Annotated in this window: 5 protein-coding genes; 1 reads left to right on the top strand and 4 read right to left on the bottom strand. The window is 54.9% G+C overall.

Features of this window, described 5'->3' with window-relative positions; translation table 11 throughout:
• Window positions 1-135: 135 nt before the first annotated feature.
• Window positions 136-1,425, bottom strand: a complete 1,290-nt coding sequence (locus BLU05_RS25470) for an amidohydrolase family protein (RefSeq protein WP_091886745.1) — start codon at window positions 1,423-1,425, stop codon at window positions 136-138.
• A 268-nt stretch (window positions 1,426-1,693) separates the two neighbouring features.
• On the opposite strand from BLU05_RS25470, the gene BLU05_RS25465 reads away from it, so the two are divergent.
• On the top strand, window positions 1,694-2,758 hold the full coding sequence (locus BLU05_RS25465; RefSeq protein ID WP_091886742.1) for a GSU2403 family nucleotidyltransferase fold protein: 1,065 nt from the start codon (window positions 1,694-1,696) through the stop codon (window positions 2,756-2,758).
• Window positions 2,759-2,797: 39 nt separating this feature from the next.
• On the opposite strand, the gene gcvP is transcribed toward BLU05_RS25465, so the two are convergent.
• Genes gcvP through gcvT form a run of 3 tightly spaced genes read right to left on the bottom strand, consistent with a single transcriptional unit; the run spans window position 2,798 to window position 7,084 of the window.
• On the bottom strand, window positions 2,798-5,596 hold the full coding sequence (gene gcvP, locus BLU05_RS25460; RefSeq protein WP_091886754.1) for an aminomethyl-transferring glycine dehydrogenase: 2,799 nt from the start codon (window positions 5,594-5,596) through the stop codon (window positions 2,798-2,800).
• Window positions 5,597-5,606: 10 nt separating this feature from the next.
• Window positions 5,607-5,975 (bottom strand): glycine cleavage system protein GcvH, encoded by a 369-nt coding sequence (gcvH, locus tag BLU05_RS25455; RefSeq protein WP_091886739.1) that lies wholly within the window; start codon window positions 5,973-5,975, stop codon window positions 5,607-5,609.
• A 5-nt stretch (window positions 5,976-5,980) separates the two neighbouring features.
• Entirely contained in the window at window positions 5,981-7,084 is a 1,104-nt protein-coding gene (gcvT, locus tag BLU05_RS25450) for a glycine cleavage system aminomethyltransferase GcvT (protein ID WP_091886736.1), read from the bottom strand.
• Between the last annotated feature and the right edge of the window lie 28 nt (window positions 7,085-7,112).

Below are 7,112 nucleotides of genomic sequence, written 5' to 3'. Positions count from 1 at the left end.
AAATCCGCATCCCATATCTCGTTGCACTCAACAAGAAGGTGACACAGCGACGTTTCTACTTTGCAGAAACAGGACACTTTAACTTTGCGGCTACAGCCCTAAGTTGCATAACCTTAATTATGGAACTGAAGAATCTTAGTTGAGCTTTGGAGCATAGCTTGCCGGATCGACCGCATCAGGACGACCATTCAACGCGATCGTACTGACCCGTTTCGGTGTCCGCGCAATGACTTTGCCCGACTTGATCACCACAAGCCGGGTCGCCTTGAGACGGATAGCCTCAATCGTATCTGCTGCCTGTAACAGAACCATGTCCGCCTTGCAGCCGATATCAAGACCATAACCTTCGAGATTGAGTATTTTGGCTGGCTCCGTTGTTACAGCCGCGAAGCATTGACGCATCGCATCACGGCTCGTCATCTGCGCTACATGCAGCCCCATGCTGGCGACATCGAGCATGTCGGCCTGACCCAGTGAATACCAAGGGTCCATCACACAATCATGTCCGAACGCGACGGTAACACCATGTGCAAGAAGCTCCGGCACGCGGGTCATGCCTCTGCGTTTCGGGTAGGTGTCGTGGCGGCCCTGAATGCCGATATTGATGAGCGGATTGGCAATCGCTGCAACACCAGCTTCTGCAATCAATGGCAGCAGCTTGCTGACGTAGTAATTGTCCATTGAATGCATTGACGTCAGGTGCGAGCCAGTAGAACGGCCTCCCAGACCAAGGCGCTGTGTTTCATAGGCCAGCGTTTCGATATGGCGCGATAGTGGATCATCTGTCTCATCGCAGTGCAGATCGATCATCAGGCCGCGCTCCGCCGCGATCTCACAGAGCGCTTTGACGCTCGCTGTACCATCCGTCATGGTACGCTCAAAATGCGGGATACCGCCAACCACATCAACACCAAGATCAAGCGCCCGCTTGAGCAGATTGACAGCACCGGGATAGCGGTAATAGCCATCTTGCGGGAAAGCCACGAGTTGCAGATCAATATAGGGTGCAACTTGCTTTTTGACGTCGAGGAGCGCTTCCACGCCCAGCAGGCGTTCATCGCAGATGTCAACGTGAGTGCGGATTGCAAGGAGCCCCTGCGTCACAGCCAGATCGCAATAACGTAGCGCCCGATTAATTACGGCGTCATGAGTGAGAAGCGGCTTCAACTCACCCCATATCTGGATACCATCGAGCAACCGCCCGCTTTCATTAAGGCGTGGCTGGCCAAGCGAGAGAGTTGCATCCATATGGAAATGGCTGTCGACAAATGGCGGTGAAACCAGCAGCCCGTCCGCATCGATTGTCTCCCCTGCCTCACCGCCAAGATTGGTTTCGACGGCAACAATACGACCGGATTTGATACCAATGTCGATATGGGTGCGACCGTCAGGCAAGGTGGCATTCGTAACTTTCAGATCGAACATAGGATTCTTTCGACTCTTCCCGGATTGCTGTTGTGTCTAGTTAACAAGCAAACCTCAAACTTCTGCAATGGGCAAACCAAGCCATTACAAAAGTCACAATCACGTATCGGGATAGAAGTAATATTATCTAATTGAAAAACAACTAATTATCCCTATATAATAGGAATTCCAACACGCAAGGGATAATTCTTTGGAAATCAACTTCCTGATTCACCAGTGTTGATATATTATCCCTACCACGACATAAAATTGATGACTCGGGGATAATATGAGTAAATTCAGAGAATTATCTTCAGAGCAAGTGCGCCAATTGATTGACACGGAACAGGCCTATGATGTCTACCGGGCAAGTCTGAAGGAATATGAGCAACGGTTTTCCGGCTCGATGTCCTGGAAAAAGAGCACGAACGGCAAGGAATATCTCTACAAGAAGACGAACGGCATCTGGAAATCTCTTGGAGCCCACTCGACCGAGACTGAAGCAATCTTCGGGCAGTTCCATACTGGGCGCGAAGTCTCGAAAACCCGCGTTTCACGCTTGGCAAAACGGTTGGATGAACTGGCACCTGTCAACCGGGCAATGGCGCTTGGCCGCGTCCCGCTTCTGACAGCACGCATTATCCGCGCACTCGGCAAATCCGGTTTGATTGGCACGGCTGTCGATGTGGTCGGCACCAATGCGCTCTTTGCCTATGAGCGTATGGCAGGCGTCCAGATATCAGGCGGACTTTTGTCCACCCAAGATGTCGATCTCTTATTCGACTCGCGCTTCAGTCTGCGGTTGATCAGCAAAGACTTTTCGCACAAGGGCCTGATCGGGCTTTTGCAAAAGATCGATCATTCCTTCGCACTCATGGCCCGCAATGGATATCGCGCTGCCAATCGCGATGGTTTCCTTGTCGACCTGATCAAGCCGACACCGAAGGATCGCATGTCCACGCGGGAGAAGGCTCGTTTCAGTGCCGATGCGGATGACCTGCAGGCTATTGAAATCGAGGGGCTCACATGGCTGGTCAACAGCCCTAAAATCTCAACTGTGGTTATCGACGAAAAAGGTTATCCGCTAGACTATACCTGTCCTGATCCGCGCGCCTTTGCCTTGCACAAGCTATGGCTGTCACGCCGGGCTGATCGGGATGCTGCAAAGCGTGTGCGCGACGAGATGCAGGCAAAAATTGTTGCTGGCCTGATCAGGACCAGACTGCCGCATCTGTCCTTCGATGCCAATGATCTACAAGCACTTCCACAGGCGTTGCGGCAGCTTGCACCCGAGCTTGGCCCTATGCCTGATGACGATGCAGACGAAAGTCTAAGCCTCACACCGAACTGGTAAAAAAGCCCCTCCCGAATGATCCGGAAGGGGCGCTTTGTCTTAGCTATATGCCTGCATGGGCGGACAGGAGCAGACGAGATTACGGTCACCGGCCACATTGTCGATGCGCGATACGGGAGGCCAATATTTCGGGTTCTCTTCGCTCTCACCGGCCGGAAGGCTGGCTTCCCTGCGGCTATAAGGATGCGACCAGTCATCGGCCAACACGTCGCCGGATGGATGTGGTGCATTGACCAGCGGATTGTCATCACGCGGCCAGACCCCGCTGGCAACTTTTTCGGCTTCTCCGGCAATGAGGATCATCGCATCGCAGAAGCGGTCGATTTCCCGCTTTGATTCCGATTCCGTCGGTTCGACCATCAGCGTACCGGCAATCGGCCAGGACATTGTCGGCGCATGGAATCCGTAATCAATAAGACGCTTGGCAATATCCTCGACGCTGATCCCGGCACTGTCTTTGAGAACACGGGTATCGAGAATGCACTCATGCGCAACACGGCCATTACTTCCCTTGAACAGCACGGGATAATGGCCTTTCAGCCGCTCAGCGATGTAATTGGCGTTGAGAATAGCCATTTCCGTTGCACGTTTGAGACCCGCACCACCCATCATGCGGATATACATCCATGTGATTGGAAGGATGGATGCGCTGCCAAACGGTGCCGCAGAAACCGCATGCTGCGATCCCTTGGCGACATGTCCAGGCAGGAACGGAGCCAGATGCTTCTTCACGCCGATGGGGCCAACACCCGGTCCGCCGCCACCATGCGGAATGCAGAAGGTCTTGTGCAGGTTCATATGGCAAACGTCGGCGCCAATATCACCTGGACGGGCAAGCCCGACCAGCGCATTGAGGTTGGCACCGTCAAAGTAAACCTGTCCGCCATGCTGATGAATGACTGTGCAGATATCCTTGACGCCTTCCTCGAACACACCATGCGTCGAAGGATAGGTGATCATCAGCGCCGCAAGATTGGCGCCGTGCAGTTCCGCCTTTGCCTTGAGGTCTTCAAGGTCAATATCGCCAGCCTCTTCGCAGGCCACAACAACAACGCGCATGCCAGCCATATGGGCACTGGCCGGATTCGTGCCATGGGCTGATTCTGGAATGAGGCAGATGTCGCGATGATCATCACCCCGGTCTAGATGGTAACGGCGAATGGCCAGAAGACCGGCATATTCGCCCTGACTACCCGCATTAGGCTGCAATGAGACGGCATCAAAGCCGGTAATCTCCGAAAGCCAGCTTTCCAGATCGTCGGTCATCGACTTGTAACCAACCGCATGATCAGCCGGAGCAAACGGATGCACATTGGCAACGCTATTCCAACTGACCGGCAGCATTTCCGCTGCTGCATTCAGCTTCATCGTGCAGGAGCCAAGCGGGATCATGGCGCGATCAAGCGCCAGATCCTTGTCCGCCAGACGGCGCAGGAAACGCATCATTTCGGTTTCTGAACGCTGCTGATGAAAGACGGCCTGCGTCATAAAACCTTCCGTCTGCCTTTCGCCGGGCAAGGTTACCTTTCCCTCAGCGGGCAAGGTCGCGCCGAAGAGTGCAACTAGCGCCGTCAGATCATCTTCCGATGTTGTTTCATCGACTGTAATGCCCAGCCGGTCCTGATCGATAATGCGCAGCAGACGCCCATTCTTTTCGGCCTCGGCTGCGATTGATGCGGCCTTGCCGGGAACAGTGACGGTAACAGTATCGAAGAAATGCGATCCGGCGATGGAAAGTCCGGCGCCCGTAAGAGCAGCCGCCAATCGCGAAGCCTGTGCATGCACACCGCGCGCGATAGCCTGAAGACCCTGCGGACCATGCCAGATGGCATAAGATACAGCCATATTGGCGAGCAGCGCCTGTGCGGTGCAGATATTGGATGTCGCTTTGTCACGGCGGATATGTTGTTCACGCGTCTGCAAAGCAAGGCGGTAACCTGCCCGTCCCTTGCTGTCGACGGACTGACCAACCAGACGGCCCGGAATAAGCCGTGTCAGCGTTTCGCTGACAGCAAGATAAGCAGCGTGCGGGCCACCATAACCAATCGGCACACCAAAGCGCTGCATGGAACCAGCGGCAATATCAACACCTGACTTGGCAGGCGGCGGCGTGATTGTCAGAGCCAGCGGATCAGCAACTGCGATAACCAGCGCCCCGGCGGCCTTGGCTGTCTGAATGACCGAGGTATAATCACCATAAACACCAAATGTATCCGGCCATGGAACGATGATTGCTGCAACACCCGCATCAATTTCGCCCTCGTCGACGGTCATCCCAAGCGGCTCGGCACGGGTCTTGACCACATCGACGGTCTGCGGATGCAAAGCACCTGCGATGACGATACGCTCCCGCTTTTCGCGATGATGGCGATAGGCAATACCGACCGCTTCGGCAACAGCCGTCGCTTCATCCAGAAGTGAAGCGGATGCAACCGGCAGACCTGTAAGCTCTGTCACCAGCGTCTGGAAGTGGAACAAGAGTTCGAGCCGGCCCTGGCTGATTTCCGACTGGTAAGGCGTATAAGCCGTATACCATGCGGGGTTTTCAAAGAGATTACGCAGGATAACGGCTGGCACATGGGTGCCGTGGTAACCCTGTCCGATAAAGCTCTTATGGGTCTTGTTTTGCCCCATCTTGGCCGCGAGTTCCGCTAGAGCCTCAGCTTCGCTGGCGGCTTCGGGAATATCGAGCGGGCGCTCAAGGCGGATCGACTTCGGCACGGCCTGTGAAATCAGGGTTTCCAGCGATGGAATGCCAAGGGCGGCCAACATGGCGCGCGAGCCTTGTGTGCTTGGGCCAATATGGCGATCAGCAAACGGGAATACGGTGTCTTTCATCATCATGCCTTCAGCCAATGATTGCTTTGTAGCCAGCCTCATCGAGAAGGCCGGTCAGCTGGTCCGGATTGGACAGCTTCATCTTCCACAGCCAGCCATCGCTAGCGGCCGCTGAATTGACCAGCGATGGATCGCTTGTGGTCGCATCATTCACTTCGGTGACTTCACCGTCGACGGGCGCATAGACGTCAGATGCGGCCTTGACGGATTCAACAACAACGGTGGGATCGCCCTTGGAGAGGGACTGACCAACATCCGGCAACTGGACAAAAACCAGATCGCCGAGCTGATCCTGTGCGTGGTCGGTAATGCCGACTGTCGCAATGTCATTCTCGACGCGGACCCATTCGTGATCTTCGGTAAAGTAAGTGGCTGCCATCTCAATTATCCTTTGTGGTAGCGATGTGGAGTAAAAGGGAGTGAATGAATTTCCACGGGGATGCGGTTGCCCCGCACCTCGGCAAAAACCTTGGAACCCAGCGCAGATAAATCTTTGCTGACATAGCCCATGGCAACTGGGAAACCAGCCGACGGGCCAAACCCGCCTGATGTGACCAACCCGATCTTGGTGCCATCAGCATCAAAGAGTTCAGCATCAGTGCGTACCGGCTGCCGCCCCTCGGGTTTCAAGCCAACACGCTTCTTGGTCGAACCCGTTGCGATCTTGGCAAGGAGTGCCTCGGCACCGATAAATCCGGCTGCCTCGCGCACTGGCTTGGTGATAGCCCAGAGCAATCCAGCATCAACAGGGTCATAATCAGGCGTAATATCGTGACCATGCAGACACAGGCCCGCCTCAAGACGCAGGCTGTCGCGGGCGGCAAGCCCAACCCATGCAACGCGATCATCGGCAAGCAAGCGTTTAACCAGTGCGCGCGCGTCAGCTTCGGGGAAACCAATCTCAAAACCATCTTCACCCGTATAACCGGAGCGGCTCATGAACCATCCCGGTTTCGGCTCAAATCCATGCATGAAAGCAAGATCGATCCCGGCAATACCGGCATCGCGCAGCACATTCACGGCCTCAGGTCCTTGAATGGCGAGGAATACCCGGTCCAGCGCATCGATCTCGCAGTCAAATCCCTTGGCCACACCGCGCAGGTGCGCCTCATCAACTGCCGCATTTCCGGCGTTGGCGACGACCATGAAATGCTCATTCCCCAGACGGGTAACGATCAGATCATCGAGAATACCGGCTTCATCATTCAGGAAGAAGGTGTACTTCGATTGACCCGTCTGCAGCGCAGCCGCATCAAGCGGGCAAGCGCGCGAAAGCAGCGCCGCAGCATCAGCGCCAGCAACATCGAACAGCTGCATATGCGAAATGTCGAAAAGGCCAACCTTCTCACGCGTGTGCAGATGTTCCTTCATCACACCAAGCGGATAGGTGATTGGCATAGACCAGCCCGCAAAGCCGCCAAAGCGCGCGTTTGCGGCCTTGTGCAGATCATCGAGCGGCAGTTGTTTCAGATTTTCTTCAGTGCCCATTTTTACTCCAGAGACGTGCAAAGACCTC

It is taken from the genome of Phyllobacterium sp. OV277 (assembly GCF_900104355.1).
Lineage (GTDB): Bacteria > Pseudomonadota > Alphaproteobacteria > Rhizobiales > Rhizobiaceae > Phyllobacterium.
This window is presented reverse-complemented; position numbering and strand designations above follow the sequence as displayed.